The 17,068-nt window shown below is 69.9% G+C and carries 15 protein-coding genes and 1 pseudogene; 6 read left to right on the top strand and 10 right to left on the bottom strand.

The genetic code is table 11. The features are described from left to right. A pseudogene (locus ABZ260_RS27490) lies at positions 1-415 on the bottom strand (adenylate/guanylate cyclase domain-containing protein); the annotation flags it as partial. A 242-nt stretch (positions 416-657) separates the two neighbouring features. On the opposite strand from ABZ260_RS27490, the gene ABZ260_RS27485 reads away from it, so the two are divergent. Beyond that, positions 658-1,626, top strand: a complete 969-nt coding sequence (locus tag ABZ260_RS27485) for a hypothetical protein (protein ID WP_355623323.1) — start codon at positions 658-660, stop codon at positions 1,624-1,626. A gap of 211 nt (positions 1,627-1,837) precedes the next feature. On the opposite strand, the gene purL is transcribed toward ABZ260_RS27485, so the two are convergent. The 4 genes from purL to purS all read right to left on the bottom strand — a co-directional run bounded on the left by purL (position 1,838) and on the right by purS (position 5,825). Further along, positions 1,838-4,093 (bottom strand): phosphoribosylformylglycinamidine synthase subunit PurL, encoded by a 2,256-nt coding sequence (gene purL / locus ABZ260_RS27480; RefSeq protein ID WP_355623320.1) that lies wholly within the window; start codon positions 4,091-4,093, stop codon positions 1,838-1,840. Beyond that, positions 4,090-4,773, bottom strand: coding sequence for a phosphoribosylformylglycinamidine synthase subunit PurQ (purQ, locus tag ABZ260_RS27475; RefSeq protein WP_350929761.1), 684 nt, complete (start codon positions 4,771-4,773; stop codon positions 4,090-4,092). Before purQ ends, purL begins: the two co-directional genes overlap by 4 nt. 196 nt (positions 4,774-4,969) lie before the next feature. Continuing rightward, positions 4,970-5,404 carry an ATP-binding protein gene (locus ABZ260_RS27470; protein WP_355623326.1) on the bottom strand — a complete coding sequence of 145 codons (435 nt, stop codon included), beginning with the start codon at positions 5,402-5,404 and terminating at the stop codon, positions 4,970-4,972. A gap of 175 nt (positions 5,405-5,579) precedes the next feature. Further along, positions 5,580-5,825 carry a phosphoribosylformylglycinamidine synthase subunit PurS gene (gene purS, locus ABZ260_RS27465; RefSeq protein ID WP_350929763.1) on the bottom strand — a complete coding sequence of 82 codons (246 nt, stop codon included), beginning with the start codon at positions 5,823-5,825 and terminating at the stop codon, positions 5,580-5,582. A gap of 299 nt (positions 5,826-6,124) precedes the next feature. Between purS and pdhA the strand changes: the two genes are divergently transcribed. The 5 genes from pdhA to ABZ260_RS27440 all read left to right on the top strand — a co-directional run bounded on the left by pdhA (position 6,125) and on the right by ABZ260_RS27440 (position 12,420). Beyond that, on the top strand, positions 6,125-7,216 hold the full coding sequence (pdhA, locus tag ABZ260_RS27460) for a pyruvate dehydrogenase (acetyl-transferring) E1 component subunit alpha (RefSeq protein ID WP_355623318.1): 1,092 nt from the start codon (positions 6,125-6,127) through the stop codon (positions 7,214-7,216). Further along, complete coding sequence (locus ABZ260_RS27455; RefSeq protein ID WP_350929765.1) at positions 7,213-8,190, top strand: alpha-ketoacid dehydrogenase subunit beta; 978 nt, start codon at positions 7,213-7,215, stop codon at positions 8,188-8,190. Before pdhA ends, ABZ260_RS27455 begins: the two co-directional genes overlap by 4 nt. Positions 8,191-8,202: 12 nt before the next feature. Continuing rightward, positions 8,203-9,594, top strand: coding sequence for a dihydrolipoamide acetyltransferase family protein (locus ABZ260_RS27450; protein ID WP_355623314.1), 1,392 nt, complete (start codon positions 8,203-8,205; stop codon positions 9,592-9,594). Positions 9,595-10,226: 632 nt separating this feature from the next. After that, the gene (locus ABZ260_RS27445) at positions 10,227-11,957 is read left to right on the top strand and encodes an ABC transporter ATP-binding protein (RefSeq protein ID WP_355623311.1); all 1,731 of its coding nucleotides are present in this window, start codon (positions 10,227-10,229) and stop codon (positions 11,955-11,957) included. 169 nt (positions 11,958-12,126) lie between these two features. Then, on the top strand, positions 12,127-12,420 hold the full coding sequence (locus ABZ260_RS27440) for a Dabb family protein (protein ID WP_355623308.1): 294 nt from the start codon (positions 12,127-12,129) through the stop codon (positions 12,418-12,420). Between the two features lie 149 nt (positions 12,421-12,569). On the opposite strand, the gene ABZ260_RS27435 is transcribed toward ABZ260_RS27440, so the two are convergent. From ABZ260_RS27435 to ABZ260_RS27415, 5 genes are all read right to left on the bottom strand, one after another. After that, entirely contained in the window at positions 12,570-12,794 is a 225-nt protein-coding gene (locus ABZ260_RS27435) for a DUF6458 family protein (RefSeq protein ID WP_355568640.1), read from the bottom strand. 52 nt (positions 12,795-12,846) lie between these two features. After that, the gene (locus tag ABZ260_RS27430; protein ID WP_355623305.1) at positions 12,847-14,049 is read right to left on the bottom strand and encodes an adenylosuccinate synthetase; all 1,203 of its coding nucleotides are present in this window, start codon (positions 14,047-14,049) and stop codon (positions 12,847-12,849) included. Positions 14,050-14,186: 137 nt separating this feature from the next. Continuing rightward, the gene (locus ABZ260_RS27425) at positions 14,187-15,143 is read right to left on the bottom strand and encodes a hypothetical protein (protein WP_355623302.1); all 957 of its coding nucleotides are present in this window, start codon (positions 15,141-15,143) and stop codon (positions 14,187-14,189) included. 33 nt (positions 15,144-15,176) lie between these two features. Continuing rightward, the gene (locus ABZ260_RS27420; RefSeq protein WP_355623299.1) at positions 15,177-16,142 is read right to left on the bottom strand and encodes a lipopolysaccharide kinase InaA family protein; all 966 of its coding nucleotides are present in this window, start codon (positions 16,140-16,142) and stop codon (positions 15,177-15,179) included. Beyond that, positions 16,139-16,882 (bottom strand): NUDIX domain-containing protein, encoded by a 744-nt coding sequence (locus tag ABZ260_RS27415; protein WP_355623296.1) that lies wholly within the window; start codon positions 16,880-16,882, stop codon positions 16,139-16,141. The genes ABZ260_RS27420 and ABZ260_RS27415 overlap by 4 nt, the downstream gene beginning before the upstream one ends. Between the last annotated feature and the right edge of the window lie 186 nt (positions 16,883-17,068).

Raw genomic sequence — 17,068 nt, 5'->3', positions numbered from 1 at the left:
CCGAGGCGATGAGGAGGCCCACCGGGTGGGACAGGTCGAACCCGTAGCTCGGGGTGCCCAGGATGATGCCCGGGGTGCTCAGCCCGTGCACCAGGAAGGATCCGGCACTGCTCAGGAAGACCAGCGAGACCAGGAGCAGGCGTGCGTCCGCCCGCCTGGCCGACGCCTCGCTGATCATGAGGCCCAGAACCAGGTTGATCCCGGCGACAATGATGATCAACCAGAAATGACTGGGATTGTCCTGCAGGACGATGTTCAGGTCGGGCTGGGCCAGCAGCAGCCAGAGTCCGAGCATCGGCAGTGCCAGATGCAACGCCCACACCAGGGTGCGGACCGGCTGGGTCGCGGGCGGCAGGTACGGTTCCCGCTCGGAACGGTCTTGTGGGGCCGTGTCCGTCGGGTTGATGGTCGGCACGGTGGCCTCCGTGTCTGGAGAACCCGGTTGGTTCCCTGTGTTGTTCGTCCACGCCCAGCGGGCGGGTTCCCCCGAACGGCCCGATTATCCCGCACGCGGCCGCTGTCGGCAGGCATCCGGACATCTGTGCTTCCGAGATCAAAGCGTGATGTTTCACGAGTCAACCATTGGAACGGTTGAACCGTGTACTACGTGTATCTCTCCCATCACACCAGACTCTGGTGTCGCAGAAAGGAAGCCCAGTGGCTATCAAGTTGCCGGGCGGACGCACGCTCGCCGTCGTGACCGTTGGTGTGCTCGCCGGAACGTTGTTCACCGCGAGCGGCAGTGCCGTAGCCGCGTCGGCGGGCGCGGAGATCCACGCGTGTGTCCACAAGCAGACGCGCTACGCCCGCATCGTCAATGCGACGGCCAAGTGCAAGCCCACCGAGATCCGGATCAGATGGGGCCAGGAGAGCGAGGGCCAGCAGGGCGTCGCCACCGCCGGACCGCAGGGACCGCAGGGACCGCGCGGTGCGCAGGGTCTCAAGGGCGACACCGGTTCGCAGGGTCCGCAGGGGCTGCGCGGTCTCCCCGGCAAGGACGGCGCCACCGGTCCGCAGGGCCCCAAGGGCGACACAGGTGCTCAGGGTCCGAAGGGCGAGGACGGCAAGGACGGCGCCCCCGGGGCGAAGGGCGCCGACGGCAAGGACGGTGCCACCGGTCCGCAGGGGCCGAAGGGTGACACCGGCCCGCAGGGTCCCAAGGGTCACACCGGTCTGCAGGGTCCCAAGGGAGACACCGGTCCCAGAGGTCTGCAGGGCAACAAGGGCGACGACGGTAAGGACGGCCGGAACGGCTACAACGGCAAGGACGGTAAGGACGGTCTCCCCGGCAAGCCCGGTGCCGATGGCAACGACGGCGCCAGGGGCCCTGCGGGTCCGGCCGGTCCCGCGGGTCCCGCGGGTCCCGCGGGTAAGGACGGCACCGGCGCCAAGCCCACCATCACCACCGTCACCGACTCCTTCAGCTTCGGCGGTCAGGGCGGAAGCGAGACCGTGAGCTGCGGTGCGGGCAAGGTCGTCACGGGTGGCGGCTTCAGCAGCAGCCCCGGTGGCGGTGGCGGCAGCTCTTCCGGTCAGATCTACACGAGCGCGCCCAGCGGCTCCTCCAGCTGGACCGTGAGCGGCAAGAACTCCAGCGGCACCGTCTACGCGCTCTGCATGGGCTGATCCCCGACTGAGCACGACAACGCGACAGAGGGCCTCCCGGATGGCTGCCGGGGGGCCTTCTCCCTTGTCGGGGGCCTTCTTCCAGGGGCGGCGGTTTCAAGGGGCCCTCTCCCAGGCTGGAGACGGACCCGACCGGATGCCGTGCGAAGCACGGAAAACGAAAAGGGGGTACGGCTCATGCGAGCCGTACCCCCTCCGTGATGCCTGAGGATCAGCCGAAGATGCCCGGCAGGGTGGAGACGTGGGTCTGGCGGAGCTCGGTGACCGGGATGTCCAGCACGCCCTTGATGCTCAGCGAGTCACCACCGGTGGTGCCCAGGCCGTAGCAGGGCACCTCGTGGGCCGCGCACAGCTTCGCGAAGGTGTCGAACGACTCGGGCCTGACGGTCACCAGCGCGCGGGCCGACGACTCGCTGAACAGCTCGACGAACGCGTCGTCGCCGGTCAGGGAGACCGCGCAGCCGATGCCCTGGGCGAGGCAGGCCTCGGCGAGGGCGATGGCCAGCCCGCCGTCGGACAGGTCGTGGGAGCCGGTCAGCAGTCCCTGCGAGGCGGCCGTGGTCAGGACGAGAGCCAGGTCGCGTTCCGAGGCCAGCCGTGCCTTGGGCGGCAGGCCGCCCAGGTGGCCGTGGGCCACGTGCGCCCACTCCGAGCCGCCGAACTCCGCCTCGGTCTCGCCGAGCAGCACGATCCGGTCGCCGTCACCGGTGAAACCGGACCGTACCCGGGTGGCCACGTCGTCGATGACACCGAGCACGCCGACGACCGGCGTCGGGTGGATCGGGACGGATCCCGTCTGGTTGTAGAACGAGACGTTTCCGCCGGTCACCGGGACGCCGAGGGTCTTGCAGGCGTCGGCCAGGCCGCGCACGGCCTCGGCGAACTGCCACATGACCTCGGGGTCCTCGGGGGAGCCGAAGTTGAGGCAGTTGGTCACCGCCAGCGGCGTCGCGCCGGTGGTGGCCACGTTCCGGTACGCCTCGGCGAGGGCGAGCTGGGCCCCCGCGTACGGGTCGAGGCGGGCGTAGCGGCCGTTGCCGTCGGTGGCCAGCGCGATTCCGCGCGTCGTCTCCTCGGCGCCGGGCATGGCCTCGCTGATCCGCAGCACGCCCGCGTCGGCGGGCTGGGCCAGCACGGTGTTGCCGCGGACGTAGCGGTCGTACTGGGAGGTGACCCACTCCTTGGACGCCAGGTTCGGTGAGCCGAGAAGCTCCAGCAGCGCCGCGCGCAGGTCGGTGGGGCGGGCGAGGCGCTTGGGAGTGTCGCTGTTCAGCGCGATCTGGCCGGCCGGCTCCTGGAACGGCCGCTCGTAGACCGGGCCCTCGTCGGCCGCGGTGCCCGGCGGGATGTCGACGATGGTCTCGCCGTGCCAGGTCATCACGAGGCGGCCTCCATCGGTGACCTCGCCGATCACGGTCGCGGGGATGTCCCACTTCGCGCAGATCGCCATGAAGGCATCGATGTCGTCGGGTGTGACGACCGCCATCATGCGCTCCTGCGACTCGCTCATCAGGATCTCCTCGGGCCGCAGCGAGGGATCGCGCAGCGGCACCAGGTCGAGCCTGACGTTCATGCCACCGGTGCCCTTGGCGGCGAGCTCGGTGGTCGCGCAGGAGACACCGGCGGCGCCGAGGTCCTGGATGCCGACGACCACGTCCGCCTGGTAGAGCTCCAGGCAGCACTCGATCAGCAGCTTCTCCATGAAGGGGTCGCCGACCTGGACGCTGGGGCGCTTGGCGTGCGAGGAGTCCTCGAAGGTGGCCGAGGCCAGCACGGACGCGCCGCCGATGCCGTCGGGGCCGGTCAGCGCGCCGAACAGGACCACCTTGTTGCCCGGTCCGGGGGCCACCGCGAGCTTGATCTGGTCCTTGCGGAGCAGGCCCACGCAGAGGGCGTTGACCAGCGGGTTGCCGATGTAGCAGGGGTCGAAGACGACCTCGCCGCCGATGTTGGGCAGGCCCAGGCAGTTGCCGTAGTGGCTGATGCCCTCGACCACGCCGGGCAGCACCCGCCGGGTGTCGTGGGCGTCGGCGCCGCCGAAGCGGAGCGCGTCCATCACCGCGACCGGCCGGGCGCCCATCGACATGATGTCGCGGACGATGCCGCCGACGCCGGTCGCCGCGCCCTGGTGGGGCTCGACGTAGGACGGGTGGTTGTGCGACTCGATCTTGAAGGTGGCGGCCCAGCCGTCACCGATGTCCACGACCCCGGCGTTCTCCCCCATGCCGACGAGCAGAGCCGCCGACTTGGGGGCCTTGGTGCCGAACTGGCGCAGGTGCACCTTGGACGACTTGTAGGAGCAGTGCTCGCTCCACATGACGCTGTAGATGGCCAGCTCGGAGCCGGTGGGACGGCGGCCGAGGATCTCGCGGACCCGCTCGTACTCCTCGACCTTCATACCCAGCTCGGCGTACGGCTGACGCTCGCCGGGGGTCTCCTCGGCCCGCTTGACGGTGTCGAGACTCATGCGTTCACCAGCTTCTTCAGGATCGAGGAGAAGAAGGCGCGCCCGTCGGTGCTCGGGGCGCCGGTGAGGTCCTCGACGGCGTGCTCGGGGTGCGGCATGAGACCGACGATGTTGCCGGCCTCGTTGCGGATGCCCGCGATGTCGTTCAGGGAGCCGTTGGGGTTGCCACCCGTGTAGCGGAAGACGACCTGGCCGCCCGCCTCCAGCGCGCCCAGGGTCGCCTCGTCGGCGACGTAGCGGCCCTCTCCGTGCTTGATCGGCAGCACGATCTCCTGGCCCTCGGTGAAGTCGGAGGTCCAGGGGGTGGTGTTGCTCTCGACCCGGATGCCCTGGTCGCGGCAGATGTAGTGCAGCCCGGCGTTGCGCATCAGCGCCCCGGGCAGCAGGTGGGCCTCGCAGAGGATCTGGAAGCCGTTGCAGGTGCCGAGCACGGGTAGCCCGGCCCTGGCGGCGGGGATCAGCTCCTCCATCAGCGGGGCGAACCTGGAGATGGCCCCGCAGCGCAGGTAGTCCCCGTAGGAGAACCCGCCGGGCAGGAAGACCGCGTCCACCCCCTTGAGATCGGGATCCGCGTGCCACAGCGGCACGGCTTCGCCACCCGCGTGGCGCACGGCGCGGGCCGCGTCCTGATCGTCAAGAGTTCCTGGAAAAGTGACGACGCCCACGCGGGCAGCACTCATGGCAACGTTCCCCTCCGCAAACGGACGCCGCGCCGGCGTCTCTTACATCGGACGTCGGTCTGCGGCGGTGTGTCCAGGCTATCCGCTCCGGACAAGCGGTCATACGCGGAGTGCCGGATCACGCAACCGGGCAGCCCGGATGGGCGTCTTCCGGCCCGTACGGGGCCGGGGAGAGCCGGATTCCCGGTGGGCGGGGCTATACGGCGGCGAGCACCCGGTCGCGGGAGAAGGCGGCGTCGTCATCCCAGTCCAGGTGCTTGCGCAGGTGCACGACGGTGCCCCTGCCCGGGGTGATGTCGAAGGAGATCTCGTCCACCACCGCCTGCATGATGAGCAGGCCCCTGCCGTTCTCGACGTCGGCCGACGGGTAGTGCTCCGGCACTCCGACGAGACCCTGGCCCCGGTCGATGATGCGGACGTCGCAGCGGCCGTGGCCGATGGCGGTCTCGACCTCGTAGCGGTTGGCCGGACCCCCGTGCCGCACGGCGTTGGCGCACGCCTCGGTCACCGCGAGCAGGATGTCGGAGACGCAGTCCTCGGTGACGCCGAGTGAGCGCAGGGAGTCGCCGAGCGCCCTGCGGACCATCGGGATGCCGATGGCCTGTCGTGGCAGAGCCAGCGAGAACTCCATGTCCACCGGTTTCCTCCCGGGGTCAGACGTCACCTCGTGAAGGCTTCCCTGCAGAATCCGGGCTAACCGCAAAATAACCGTAATGTTATTGACTAGTGGTCAAGCCGTGGGATTGCTCCGCCCATATTGCCGGATATAGCTGGATCTGGGCGGTTGATCTGCGTGGAGTGACGGCCTAGGACTCGACGGTGACGGTGTAGTCCTCGATCACCGTGTTGGCGAGCAGGGTTTCGGCCATTTTCCGGACGTCCGAAAGTGCCGCCTCGTCGGCGGGCCCATCGACCTCCACCTCGAACCGCTTGCCCTGCCGTACCGCTGAGACACCGGAGAAGCCGAGCCGCGGCAGCGCGCGGGCGATCGCCTGCCCCTGCGCGTCGAGAATCTCGGGCTTCAGCATGACGTCGACGATGACGCGCGCCACGATGTTCCTCCTGGTTGCGACGGGGACGGTTCGGCGCCTCAAGAGTAACCGGCTCCGGCCGTGCTCAGGCGCGGGGGCCGGACCCGCGCCACGCGGACGAAACGGGCGGGTGAAAGGGAGCGCGCGGGGAACGGGGAGCATATGGACGCCGAGGTAGGGCTTGCGCACACGTATGTGACCTCTGCCACGATGGCCACAAGCGCGTACGAACCACCATCAGACGGGTCGAACGCGTCGCGAATCGGCCGGACAGCGGTGGCGAACCCATCCAGACGGCCCCTAGCACACAGGAGTGGCACGTGACAGCCGACGCCTCTCGTGGTGCGGAAGCACCCCCGGAGCTCATTCAACTGCTGACCCCGGAAGGAGAACGGGTCGAGCATCCCGACTACGACATCGATCTGACCCCCGAGGAGATTCGAGGTCTCTACCGGGACCTGACCCTGGTCCGCCGCGTCGACCTGGAGGCCGTGGCCCTGCAACGCCAGGGCGAACTGGGTCTGTGGGCATCGCTGCTCGGGCAGGAGGCCGCGCAGATCGGCTCCGGCCGGGCGCTGACCGAGGCCGACATGGCATTCCCGACCTACCGCGAGCACGGGGTGGCCTGGTGCAGGGGCGTCGACCCGGTGAACCTGCTCGGCATGTTCCGCGGCGTCAACCACGGAGGGTGGGACCCCGCGGAGCACAACTTCCACCTCTACACCATCGTGATCGGCAGCCAGACCCTGCACGCGGTCGGCTACGCCATGGGCATCCAGCGCGACGGTGCCGAGGCCGCCTCGATCGTCTACTTCGGCGACGGCGCCACCTCCCAGGGTGATGTGAACGAGGCCTTCATCTGGGCCTCCGTGTTCAACGCGCCGGTGGTGTTCTTCTGCCAGAACAACCAGTGGGCCATCTCCGAGCCGCTGGAGAAGCAGACCCGCATCCCGCTGTACCGCAGGGCCAGCGGGTTCGGGTTCCCCGGTGTCCGGGTCGACGGCAACGACGTCTTCGCCTGTCTGGCCGTCACCCGGAAGGCGCTGGCCGAGGCCAGGTCGGGGCAGGGGCCCGTGCTGATCGAGGCGTTCACCTACCGGATGGGCGCCCACACCACCTCCGACGACCCGACCCGCTACCGGGTGGCCGCCGAGTTGGAGGGATGGAAGCTCAAGGACCCGATCGAGCGGGTCAGGGCCTACATGTTCAAGAACCAGATCGCCGACCAGGGCTTCTTCGACGCGATCGACGCGGAGGCCGACGAGCTCGGACGGGACGTCCGCAAGCGCTGCCTCGCGCTGCCCGACCCCGAACCGCTGGCCATCTTCGACCATGTCTACGCCGAGCCGCACTCCCTGATGGACGCCGAGCGCGCGGAGTTCGCCACCTACCTTGAGGGGTTCGAGGCATGACCATTCTCACGCTGGCCAAGGCGCTCAACGAGGGCATGCGCAAGGCCATGGAGGACGACTCCAAGGTCCTCGTCATGGGCGAGGACGTGGGCAAGCTCGGCGGTGTGTTCCGGGTGACCGACGGCCTGCAGAAGGACTTCGGCGAGCAGCGGGTCATCGACACCCCGCTGGCCGAGTCGGGCATCATCGGGACGGCCATCGGCCTCGCACTCCGGGGCTACCGCCCGGTCTGCGAGATCCAGTTCGACGGATTCGTCTTTCCCGCGGCCGACCAGATCATCACGCAGCTCGCCAAGATGCCGTTGCGCTCGCTGGGCAAGCTGAGACTGCCGGTGGTCGTCCGGATCCCCTGCGGCGGCGGCATCGGCGCGGTGGAGCACCACAGCGAGTCGCCCGAGGCGTACTTCACGCACACCGCGGGCCTGCGCGTCGTGGCCTGCTCCAACCCGGCCGACGGCTACGCCATGATCCAGCAGGCGATCCGCTGCGAGGACCCCGTCGTCTTCTTCGAGCCCAAGCGGCGCTACTGGGAGAAGGCCGAGGTGGATGTCGACTCCTCGGACTGGACCCCCTTCGACGAGGCCAAGGTGGTACGGCAGGGCACGGACGCCACCCTGCTCGCGTACGGGCCGATGGTGAAGACCTGTCTGGAGGCCGCGAAGGCGGCCGAGGACGACGGCCGGTCCCTGGAGGTCGTGGACCTGCGCTCGCTCAATCCGCTCGACGTCCCGAAGATCACGGAGTCGGTGCGCAGGACCGGGCGCTGCATCGTGGTGCACGAGGCGCCCGTCTACAACGGCTTCGGCGCGGAGATCGCCGCCCGCGTCACCGAGGAGTGCTTCTACAACCTGCAGTCCCCGGTCCTGAGGGTCGGAGGGCCCTCCACTCCCTATCCGCCCTCGCGGCTTGAGGACCACTACCTGCCCGATCTGGACAGGGTCCTGCACGCCGTCGACCGCGCGTTCGCGTTCTAGGGGAGGGCTGAGATGAAGGAGTTCAGGCTCCCCGACGTGGGAGAGGGACTGACCGAGGCGGAGATCGTCCGCTGGCACGTGAAGGTCGGAGACCCGGTCAAGGTCAACCAGACCATCGTGGAGATCGAGACCGCCAAGGCGGTCGTCGAGTTGCCCTGCCCGTTCGAGGGCGTCGTGGCGGCCCTGATGGCGGACGAGGGCGAGACCGTGGACGTCGGCAGGCCGATCATCTCGGTGGACGACGGTGCCGGTCCCGCTCCCGTCGCGGAGCGGCCGGCGGCCCTGGCCGACGCCGCCGCCGACATGGTGCCCGCGCCACCCGCCGAGGTGCGGCAGCCGGTGCTGGTGGGCTACGGCGTCAAGCCGGGCGCGGCCAAGCGCCGCTCCCGCAAACCGTCGCCGTCCGGCACCTCTCCCACCGGCGGCTCCCTTGCCGGTACGGCCACCGGGTTGCGGTCGCCCGAGGCGGTGCCGTCCGGTGTGCAGGAGGGCGGCGTCGGCACGGCCGCACCGCCCACGAGCGCCGCGGTGCTGGCGAAGCCCCCGGTGCGGAAGCTGGCCAGGGATCTGGGTATCGACCTGACCGCTCTCACCGGGACCGGCCCGCACGGCTCGATCACCAGGGACGACGTCCAGGCCGTGGTCGGCGCCGCGACGCGGGAGACGGCCAGGCCGTGGTCGGCGGCTGTGACGCGGGAGGCGGAGGACGAGGAGCGGATCCCGATCAGGGGGGTGCGCAAGGCGACCGCGCAGGCCATGGTGGCCTCCGCGTTCACGGCGCCGCACGTGACGGAGTTCCTCCAGGTGGACATGACGGAGACCATGGACGCGGTCCGGCGCCTCCGGGAGTTGCCCGACTTCGCCGAGGTCAAGGTCTCGCCGCTGCTCCTGGTCGCCAAGGCCGTGCTCGTCGCCGCCCGCCGCCACCCGATGATCAACTCTGCCTGGGACGAGGCGCGTCAGGAGATCGTGGTCAAGCACCGCGTCAACCTGGGCATCGCCGCGGCCACCCCGCGCGGCCTGCTCGTCCCCAACGTCAAGGACGCCCACCTGCTGTCGCTACCCGCTCTGGCCGGCGCCCTCGGCGCTCTCGCCGAGACCGCCAGAGCGGGCCGCACCCAGCCCGCGGACATGGCCGGGGGCACGATCACGATCACCAATGTGGGCGTCTTCGGGGTGGACTCGGGCACCCCGATCCTCAACCCCGGCGAATCGGCGATCCTGGCCTTCGGCCAGGTCAGGGATATGCCGTGGGTGGTGGACGGGCAGGTCGTGCCGCGTAAGGTCTGCACGCTCGCGGTCTCGTTCGACCACCGGGTGGTGGACGGGGAGATCGGCTCGCTGTTCCTGCGCGACGTCGGCGCCATGCTTGAGGACCCTCTCCGGATGCTCGCCTGGGGATGATCCGGTGATTCCGGAGCCGGTTTCATGACAGAGCGGTGATTCGCCTGCCGGGTAAATCCGGCAGGCGAATCGCTAAACATGACGGCCGGGCCTGCCAATTGGTGTTACGGGAAATGGGCGAGGGCTCCGGGACGGCCCTCCCGGCCGCTGCGACGCCGTGCGGGCCGCCGCCCCGGCGATAATCGGGAAACCTCTTTTTGTCCCCTGTGGATCAGGGTTTATGGTGCGTATCCCCAGCTCGGGCAAGCGGTCGGGCTGCCGCGTGAAACTTTTGTCAGGCTTTGCTCTCGATACGTTTTACGGCCTTTCTGAATTGGTTGTTAAAACATCTTTAATGCGCGTTGATATGGGGTGTTTGTCTGGGTATGGGTGCTAGTGTCGTGGTTGATAAGCGCGACAGGCTCAGCACGAAGGGGGAAGCCATGACTTTCAAGCAGCTCTTCCCGTCCAGCCAGTACGTGACCTGGGGTGGATGTTGCTGCCGACGCCGCCGCCGCTGCGGATGTGGGTGTGGTGGCGGCGGGTGGTGGTGGTAACCAGATCCGGTGCTAGCAGAAACAAATGAGAGCCGGCGGGTCAACCGCCGGCTCTCATTCTCAGAGTCGCTCTCGCCCAACGGGGCGAGGGCAGCGGTGCGTCGTCCTCCCACGGCGCCGACGGTCTCCATCCGCAGGACCTTCCGGGAGTTCTGGCCGTACACCCGCGGCCTCCGCCGGCTGCTCGTGGCCGGTGGCGTGCTCGCCATCGTCGCGGCCGTCTGCGAGGTCGCCGCGATCGGCCTGTTCGGCTTCATCACCGACGAGGTGCTCAGCAAGCAGAACCTGGGCGCCTTCTGGCTCCCCGCGGCGGCCTGGCTGGGCCTCGCGGCCGTCGCGGGGCTGGTCTCCTTCGTGGGTTCCTACCTCACGGCCCTGGGCGGTGAGCGCTTCCTGCTGAGGCTGCGAGACAGGGTGTTCGAGCACATCCAGACGCTCACGCCCGACTTCTTCGACAACCGCCGCCTGGGTGACCTGATGGCCAGGCTCACCGACGACATCGAGGCCATCGAGGAACTCGTCGCTTCCGGCCTGGTCAAGCTCTTCACCACGCTCGCCAGCGTCGTCTTCTTCGCCGGTGCGGCCTTCTACATCCGGTGGGACCTGGCACTGCTGACGTTCCTGCTGGCCCCGGCCTTCCTGCTGGTCTCCAAGGTCTTCGCGGGCAGGTTCAGGACCGTGTCGGCGCGCGAGCGGCTCAGCAACGGGACCATGAACAGCGTCATCGAGGAGAGCCTGTCCAACCAGGCGCTCGTCCAGTCCTACAACCGCCAGGGCACCGAGGCCGGGCGACTGCACGCGGAGGGGAGCACCTGGATGCGGGCCAACGTGGCACAGGCGTGGCTGTCCTCCCTGTACGGGCCCGTCGTGCAGGTGATCGAGACCATCTGTCTGATCGCCATCCTCGGGTTCGGCGCGTGGGAGATCTCCGCGGGGCGCCTCACCATCGGCGGACTGCTCGCCTTCGCCGCCTACCTCGCCTACCTCTACCCGGCGGTGCAGAGCCTGGGGCAGATCGCCCTCACCGTCTCCGAGGCGGCGGCGGGCTCCGACCGGGTCATCGAGATCCTGCAGGCCCGGCCGGCCGTCACCGACCGCGAGGCCCCCGTCCATCTGGGGCGTGGCCGTGGCCGCATCGAGTTCCAGGGCGTCGGCTTCACCTACCCGAACAGGAGGAGGCCGACGTTGCGCGACATGTCCTTCGTCGTCGAGCCCGGGGAACTGGTCGTGTGCACCGGGCCGAGCGGGGTGGGCAAGTCCACGCTCGCGAAGCTCCTGCTCCGCTTCTACGATCCCACCGCCGGGCGCATCCTGCTCGACGGAACCGACATCCGGGATCTGTCGCGCGAGTCGCTCCGTGACAACGTCACCATCCTGCAGCAGGAGAACCTGCTCTTCTCGGGGACCGTACGCGACAACATCGCCTACGGCCGCCCCGGCGCGGACCTGGACGACATCGTCCGCGCCGCCGTCATGGCGGACGTCCACGACTTCGTCAACGCGCTTCCCCACAGGTACGACACGCCGATCGGGCAGCGTGGGCGACTGATGTCGGGCGGGCAGCGCCAGCGGATCGCCATCGCCAGGGCCATCCTGCGTGACGCCCCGGTGCTCGTCCTCGACGAGCCGATGACGGGGCTCGACGCGCTCACCGCGGAACGGATCATGGAGCCGCTCAAGAGGCTCATGGCCGGGCGCACGACCATCCTGATCACCCACGATCTCCGCTTCATTCCCGAGGCGGCACAGAAGATCGTGCTCGAAGCCGTGCCGCGGCCTTCCAGCCGGATAAGGATCAGCCGCCGTTCCGCACCGCGCCCGGTGTGAGCGCGGATCACCTCTCGACGGCGATTCAGGCCCCGGACGGGCCGCGACACCCGTCCGGGGCCCGCCGCCGCACATCCCCCGCCCCGCCCTGCCCCGCTCCGCGGGGCCGTTGCCGGTTTCGGTGACGCCTGGCCTTACGCTGGCCGGGCACCCAAACGAAGGGAAGATCATGTTCCGGCATGTCGTGCTGTTCACCTGGGCACAAGAGGCCACCGATGAGCAGAGGGGCAGGGTCGCGACGGAGCTCGGCAAGCTGCCCGAAGCCATCGCGGAGATCCGCTCCTACACCCTTGGCACGGACGCGGGCGTGAACCCGGGCAACCACCAGTTCGCGGTCGTCGCGGACTTCGACGGCGTCGACGACTACCTGGTCTACCGGGACCACCCGCTGCACCAGGCCGTGATCGCCGAGCACATCAAGCCGATCGTGGCCTCGCGGGCGGCGATCCAGTTCGAGCTCTAGGACCTGTCCCGCGGATCTTGCCGTGGCGAGGATCGGTCAGGTGGTGTCTCGCAAGGCGGAGGAGGGAGCCGCAGCGTGCTGCGGTGGCCGACGACAACGCGGCGAGGCGCCGCCGGGGCGACCGCAGTAGGCAAAGATCCAAGGGACGACTAGACCTCCGGTGGGTGGTTCTCGCGGTGCATCAGGCGGTCCTCGGACGTGTTCCCGCGCTTGGGGGCCATCATGATGCTCAGCACGACCCCGACGGCGCCGACGATCATGAAGATCAGGCCGATCACGTCGATGTGGACGGCCTCGCCGAGGACGGTGGGGTCGATGGCGAAGCGGAGGATGGCGCCAAGCGTGAGAAAGAAGATGCTGACCCCGACACCCATGAGTTCCTCCGGGTAAGGCTGCCTGCCAGGTAAAGGGAGAGTACGAGAAGGGTCATACCCTTTCGGGCGCGGTCACACCACTGAAAAGGACCTTGTCGGCGGCGGTGGGTCCCCGGGAGCCCAGCCACACCGGAACCCCCAGTGCCCCGGCCACCGCCGCGGGCCAGTCGTCGACACCGTCGGCGTAGTGCGGCCGGGCCGCCGACAGCCGCCCGGTCAGCCTGGCCTGCCCTTCGAGGTCACCCGCCGTGCCCACCGGCAGCTCGCCGATGTCGTACGACACGCACATCCGCGAGACCGGCGCGTCCAGGTGGGTGAGCGCGAGGGCGTCGGCCCCGCCCGCGACCGCCAGCGCGTAGCGGTGGGCCACCGCGTCGAAGTGACCGGTGCGGAAGGGCCCCTGCCAGGGACCGGTCCCGTTGTGCGCCTCGGGCAGCACCGGCGCCGCGGCCTCGGTGACCAGCGGTCCCGGGCCGTGCCTGGGCGTGTAGGTCCGCAGCACGCCCAGCCGTACGGCCGGCACCCCGTCGAGCAACTCCAGCGCGTTGGCGAAGGTCGTCGTGCTCCAGGTGGTGTACGGGTGGAAGCCGTGCCACTCGTCGAGCAGCACGCCCTGTGCCCCCTCGAAGATCACGGGCCGCCTGCGCAGCAGCGCGGTCGTGAAGGAGGAGCCGACCAGGATCACCCGCTCGGCGAACGCCCGGTAGGCGGCGACGCAGTCCTCGACGGGCGGCCCGGTCACCCCGAGCGCCTCGCGGAGCGCGTACAGCTTGCGGGTGAGCCGGGCCGGGTCCTCGCAGTCGCCGACGGTCGGCGCGAGCTCCGGGTGCTCCAGGGCGTAGGCCATGGTCTCGCCGACGCCCATTCCGCACGACCCGTGCCGGTCCTCGCCGCGTGCCAGCTCCCTGGCCTGCCCCGCCGCCACGTGGTACGGCGTGGCGAGCAGGGCGTCCCGGTCCACGGTGAGCAGGCGGAACGGGTCGGGAACGCCCAGCTCGCTCAGGTGGGCGGCCTCCCGGGCCAGCGAGAGCGGGTCTGTGACCATGAACCTGGACAGGTGGGTGGGCACGCCTCTGAGCGTGCCCGACCCGAACTGTGCGAACGTGTGGTGCCGTCCGTCGGGCAGCACGACGTTGTGGGCGGCCTGCCCACCCCCGTTGAACCTGACGACCGCCCCGATGGGTTCGCGGGTGCAGAGCCAGTCGATGATCGTGCCTTTGCCCGCGTCGCCGTAGCCGAGGTCTGTCACGATCATGTGTTCGCGCATGTGGTCCTCTGTTCGTGGTGGCGCCCTGCCCGGCGGTGAGTTCTCAGCGCCGGGCAGGGGCCGTTTCCCTTCGTGGTGGCACTCCCCGCCGCTTTCGCGGTGGCCGCCGCACGGCGGGGAGGTCTTCAGAGCCGCGTCACGCCGCTGTCGCCGCCCAGGTCGAGACCGTCGGCGACCACGAGCGTGCCGCGGTCGAGTTTGGCGAGGGCCCTGCCCACGGCGGTCCCGGCGGTCGAGCCGAGCTCGTCGAGGTCGTCCAGCCCCTCCCGCAGATCGATGGCGTCCTCGCCGAGACCGATGGTGAGCGCGATGGTCTCGCAGACGGCGTCGAGGTCGTCCAGCTCCAGCACGTTCTGGCCGAGCAGTTCGCGCCAGGCGGCCAGCACCCGGCCGTCCCCGGCGTGGCTCGCCCCCGCCGGGAGGATGTAGTAGACGTCGTAGACCCTGGTCAGCTCGGCGACGATCTCCCTGGTCGGGATGTCCTGCCGGAGCCGATCGCCGATGACCATCTCGACCTCGCGCCGCTTGACCTGCGGGTAGGGAAGTTCGTCGCCGATGATGAACAGGTAGCCCCTGCGCCCCCGCTTCTCGAAGCAGTCGATCGAGGTGTGCCTGGCCATGAAGTACATCGCCAGCTCGTACGACTCGCTCATCTGGCCGCCGCCCCCACCCTCCAGCAGGACCTTGCCCAGGTGCTCGTCCATCCGGTTGTCGGATTCGAACTGGCCGATCTGCAGCGGGGCCCGGTCGCAGGTGGCGTCGCCGATCGCGCCGAAGAGGATCTGCGGGTCGGTGGCGTAGCCCTTGCGGAGCAGCAGGCCGAGCAGGTCGGGCAGCTTGGTCTGGAGGGTGCGGGGCACCCCGCCCATCGAGCCGGTCACGTCGAACAGCACGGCCACCGCGAGGGAATCGGGGTGCTCGGCGGAGTCGCGGCTCTCGCGGTCCGCCACCCCGCGCGGGTCGAGGTCGGGGTGCGTGGCGCGGGCGCCGCTGTCGCTGTAGGCGAAGGCGCTTGAGCCCTTGGCCGCGCGGTAGCTCGCGGCGGCGGAGTAGACGTCGGTGGACCAGATTCCGCTTCCCACGGGGGATCTCCTCGGATCAGGGGTGGCACGTTCTCAAAGGTGCAGTGGCCGGTATTTCCTCGGCCCGTACAGGTCGTCGAGCAGGTCATCGAGTTCCCCCAGGAGCCGCCACGCGTCGCCGGGCGGGCTCAGCAGGCTTCCCCGGACGAAGCGCCTGATCGGAGTGGGGGCCTGGTCGCCCATGAGGGCGGCCACGGAGCGGGTGGCGAGGTGGATGTCGGTGGCGGGGGTGGCGGGTTTCCTGGCCAGGACCTCCGGCGGGTAGTCGTCGCGGTGCCTGGTCACCAGGGCGGTGAGCGGGGTGCCGAGCGGTACCGACTGGCTCCAGTCGACGAGCACCAGGCCGTGGTCGACCGGGTGGACGAGGACGTGGTGCCCGAACACCGCGCCGTGCACGACCCCCGCCCGATGGGCCGCGCCGACGGCCACCAGCAGCCGCCGCCAGATCCAGGCCACGTCCCTCGCGTCGAGCACCGGCCGCCGCCGCCTGACCTCGTCCAGGCTCACGAACCCGTCGGGTACCCGGCTGATCACGTTGGCCCGCCGCTCGACCCCGTCGCGACGGTGCCGGAACGAGTCCACCAGGCGTGGCACGTACGGCAGGAGCAGCGGGTCGCCGTCTCGCGCGATCGTCTCCAGGGCGTCCGCCTCGCGGCGCATGAGGTCGTTGTCCGCGTGGCTGCGCGGGAGCTTGAGCAGCGTGTCCGGACCACTCTCGTAGAGCACGGCCGAGGCGCCCCGCCGGAAGACGCCCCCGATCCGGTAGGTCCCCCGCCCGGTGGTGATCACCGTCTCCGCGGCCGGCCCCGGGGCCCCGCCGCGGGCCGCCCACAGCTCCGCCAGCCTGGCGAACGCCTCGGCGGCCTCGACTCCCGGCGCGAGGTCGGGGTGGAGCAGCCTCGCCAGCCTCCGGTACGACCGGTGCGGAGAGTCCCCGCCGAACAGGTCGTCGGGGGTACGGGCAGCGGTCACCAGCGCGATCGCCTCGGCCCTGGTCATCTGATCTGTTCCTCCCTGGCGGGTCGTAGCAGGGCGGGGTGCAGGAGTCGTGCGTCGCCGGCCCGGTAGAGCTTGGCCCGGGGGCCGCCCCTGGCCCCGCCGCTCTCGGTGGTCTCGCCGGTGCTCTCCACGAAACCGGGCACCGACAGGATCTTGCGGTGGAAGTTGCCCGCGTGCAGTGGCACGCCCCAGACCGTCTCGTAGACACCGCGCAGCTCGGAGATCGTGAACGTCTCACCGGCGAACGAGGTGGCCAGCGGGGTGTACTCCAGCTTGCCGCGTGCCCGCTCCAGCCCGTGCGCCAGGATGCGATCGTGGTCGAAGGCGAGCTCCGGCAGCTTGTCGACCGGCTGCCAGGCGGCGTCCGCCGCGTCCGTGCCCGCCCGGGGATCGGGCAGGTCGGGGGCGAACGCCAGGTAGGAGATCGACACGACCCTCATCCGCGGATCACGGTCGGGCGTCCCGTAGCTGGCGAGCTGCTCGATGTGGACTCGGTCCCCGAGGCCCGAGAGCCCCGTCTCCTCGGCCAGTTCCCGCGCCGCGGCCTGTGGCAGGTCCTCTCCCGGCCGGATGAACCCCCCCGGCAGCGCCCACCGCCCCGCATGGGGTTGCTCGCCCCGCCTGATGAGCAGAACGCGCAACCCGCCCCCGCGAATGGTGAGCGCCACCACGTCGACGGTCACCGCGACCGCCGGGTACACCCGCGGGTCGTAACCCGCCAGAAACTCGGACTCATCCATCACATGTCCTTCTCAAAGTGAGACAATCTCAGTATGAGAATAACAAAGGCCGGTGTCAACCCGCTCGCAACGGCGCGCTGTCTGGCCGGCCCCAGGCCCCGACGGCGCGGCGGGGACGCTGGTGGCCGTGGCCGGACGCGACTTCTGGAGCCTGTCGGCGGGTCTGGCCCTGCTCGGCGCCTCCTC

It is taken from the genome of Streptosporangium sp. NPDC006013, assembly GCF_040614275.1.
Lineage (GTDB): Bacteria > Actinomycetota > Actinomycetes > Streptosporangiales > Streptosporangiaceae > Streptosporangium.
The sequence above is the reverse complement of the archived record's forward strand: the minus strand, read 5'-3'. Positions and strand labels throughout refer to the sequence as shown.

Coding starts and splice junctions, on each gene's coding strand:
- purL (WP_355623320.1), bottom strand. CDS start 4,093: ATGAGTCTCGACACCGTCAAGCGGGCCGAGGAGACCCCCGGCGAGCGT.
- purQ (WP_350929761.1), bottom strand. CDS start 4,773: ATGAGTGCTGCCCGCGTGGGCGTCGTCACTTTTCCAGGAACTCTTGAC.
- ABZ260_RS27470 (WP_355623326.1), bottom strand. CDS start 5,404: ATGGAGTTCTCGCTGGCTCTGCCACGACAGGCCATCGGCATCCCGATG.
- ABZ260_RS27455 (WP_350929765.1), top strand. CDS start 7,213: ATGACCATTCTCACGCTGGCCAAGGCGCTCAACGAGGGCATGCGCAAG.
- ABZ260_RS27450 (WP_355623314.1), top strand. CDS start 8,203: ATGAAGGAGTTCAGGCTCCCCGACGTGGGAGAGGGACTGACCGAGGCG.
- ABZ260_RS27440 (WP_355623308.1), top strand. CDS start 12,127: ATGTTCCGGCATGTCGTGCTGTTCACCTGGGCACAAGAGGCCACCGAT.
- ABZ260_RS27435 (WP_355568640.1), bottom strand. CDS start 12,794: ATGGGTGTCGGGGTCAGCATCTTCTTTCTCACGCTTGGCGCCATCCTC.
- ABZ260_RS27430 (WP_355623305.1), bottom strand. CDS start 14,049: ATGATCGTGACAGACCTCGGCTACGGCGACGCGGGCAAAGGCACGATC.
- ABZ260_RS27420 (WP_355623299.1), bottom strand. CDS start 16,142: ATGACCAGGGCCGAGGCGATCGCGCTGGTGACCGCTGCCCGTACCCCC.
- ABZ260_RS27415 (WP_355623296.1), bottom strand. CDS start 16,882: ATGGATGAGTCCGAGTTTCTGGCGGGTTACGACCCGCGGGTGTACCCG.